Consider the following 2,573-nt stretch of genomic DNA (forward strand, 5'->3'; position numbering starts at 1 on the left):
ATCCTGCGCAATGTATGTGATGCGGGCGCGGTGGCGCGGTTGGAGCAGGGTGGCTTGATCCAAATGCTCGCCGATGGTTCGCACACGTTGGCTCATCTGAACGACCCGGTCATCGGTGAGGTGGCGCTTCGGCACGCCGGCGTGGTGCGGTCACGGCACCTCAACGGCCGCCTGGCTAAGGCTTTTGCCAAATGTCTTGAGGTGCAGGGGCGGAACACGCAATCGCCGAGTATGCATGGCCAGATTCGGCTCGCGCAGTTCACGGTGCGAAGCGATCTGGACCCAGACCTCAATGTGGTCATCGAGGCCGCGGCGGACGCACTGGCAATGTCGGACATCGCGCTGGCCGAAGAACTTTCGAGATTCGCGGTCGACCGTGGCGGTGGCTTGCCGGCCGCTTTGCTGCTCGGCGAGGCCCTGAGTTGGCAGGGCCGCGCCGACGAGGCCGAGATTGTGCTCGTCGACGCCGAGGCCGACGCCGTGCTTGTCGACGCCGAGCCTGATGACGCCGATGAATGGCTGTTTGCGCGGTGGGGCTGTCTGCGCAGCGCGAACCTGTTCTTTGGTTGCGGCGACGCCGAAGTCGCCTGTCGTGTACTCAGTGAGGTGAAAAAGCGCATCACGTCGGCGATCGCAGTGCAACTCGTCAACACGCTAGAGATGTCAATGGGTTTCTATTCTGGCGACGTTGCGACGACGATAGAGATCGGCCCGGATTTTAGTGAGTCCGAAATGTTGCCGATGGCGGCCGTGTGGGCGGCCGTCCCGACATGCGGTGCCTTTGCGGCTGTTGGGCGATTCAGCCAAGTTCATGTGATGGCAGATGCCGCGTTGCGCGCCGCTGCGTCCTGCGGCCTGGGACTGCAACGGTTCAACATCGGGTTGGCCGAAGTCACGGCCGAGACGGCCGCCGGTGACTGTCAGGCGGCCGAACGCATTTGGAAGCATTACGCCGCCATGGCTGCGGGTGTGCCCGAGGCGGACGCGATGGTGCACGCGATGCTGGGATTGGTGCACCTGGCCCGCGGTGCGTTGCCCGCTGCGCGCACTGCCTTTGAAGAATCGAAATCCGTTTTCTCACGGAGGTTTCCAGCGCCTTGGTTGATGCTGGTGGCCGCCTGGCAGACGGTCGCAGACGCGGGCTTAGGAGACAGCGGGGCGGCCGCCGCGGCGTTGGACAGTGCGGAGAAAGCGTATGGACCCCATGTCGCGGTCTTCTTGCCCGAGCTCGAGCTTGCCCGTGGCTGGGAACGCGCATCGGTCGGTGAAATGATGGTCGCTCAAGCACATGTGGTGCAGGCGGCGCAGATTGCGCAAAGCGCGGGGATGCACGCGGTCGAGTTGCGGGCGCGGCATACGGCCGTCCGCTTTGGCGATTCGTCGCACGCCACGCGGTTGGAAGAACTCGCGAAAATCTTGAACACGCCGTTGGCGGGCGTGGTGGCCAGCCATGCCCGTGGCCTTGCCGACCACGACGCCGGTTCTGTCGATGCCGCGGCACGTCGGTTCGCCGACCTGGGCGCATTAGCTCTAGCCGCCGATGCTTCGGCGCAGGCGGCCGGCGAATATGCGCGACGGGGGGAGCGTGGCAAGAAGTTTGAGTCGCTGCTCCAGACCGGCGCTATGGCAGGACGCTGCGGACTTCATTCTCCGGCGGTCAGGGCCGCGGCGCGTCCGTTACTGTTCAGCACTCGTGAGCGCCAGATTGCGATGCTGGTCGTCACCGGTTTGTCCAATCGCCAGATTGCCGACCAGTTGGTGGTCTCCGTGCGGACGGTAGAGGGTCACCTGTACCGCCTCTTCGCTAAACTCGGCATCACTCATCGCGACCAGCTGATCAACCTATTGAGCGGGGATCCGTTCGGCGGGACGTTGTTAGGATTTCGTCCTGCAACCTGAGTCTCCGCTGAGCGCCACTCGCGAACCCAATACTCACTGAGTGGCCTTCTCGCGCAGATCCGTAAGCCCTTCCACGCAACGCAGGCGCGACTCCTACTCGATCTGGACCTGCCCGCCACCCGACGGTATGTCAAATCGGCCGCCGCCCCTTAGCAGCGCCATACGCTCGGCACATGACGGCGATTCGGGAGGGCGTGAGAGCGCGTCGGCAGCTCACAGACATGGAGAAGCAACTGCTGCCGTGGTGGTTCGCTACCCGCACCCGCTCGGGGGCGCCGATGACGATCTGTCCGTGGTGCCAGGGCCCCGCCGAGGACCATCCGCTCGACACACGGGTTGTCCCATCGGATCTGGTGGCCGAGTTGGGATCCGCCCCGATTGAGGTGCGGTTATGCACAGGGCGACCCGGATCGGAGAGCTACCGGTGATGACGAGATGGTTTGCCAGCCAGACCTAGTCCGGGAGACCGGTCAAGGTCCCATCGCAGCGGCAGCGGAAATACGGCTGTCCATCGGCGCAGGACGCCGGCATCGGGTTGCGGCAGCGAGTGACCGGACAAGACAAGTTCGGTTGTCGAGGCCTGACGCAACTCAACGGAGGTAGGCATCCGGTGGGGCGGGAGGGTCGTTGTACGTGGTCGATAGTGGCGCGGGATGCGGAGTTTCGTCGTGCGG

General features: G+C 64.4%; 1 protein-coding gene. It reads left to right on the forward strand.

What is annotated here, in order from left to right:
* Positions 1–1,899 (forward strand): helix-turn-helix transcriptional regulator (locus A5756_RS08810; protein ID WP_066950688.1); only part of this gene is annotated, 1,899 nt, incomplete at its 5' end.
* Between the last annotated feature and the right edge of the window lie 674 nt (positions 1,900–2,573).

Source organism: Mycobacterium sp. 852002-53434_SCH5985345 (genome assembly GCF_001667155.1).
GTDB lineage: Bacteria > Actinomycetota > Actinomycetes > Mycobacteriales > Mycobacteriaceae > Mycobacterium.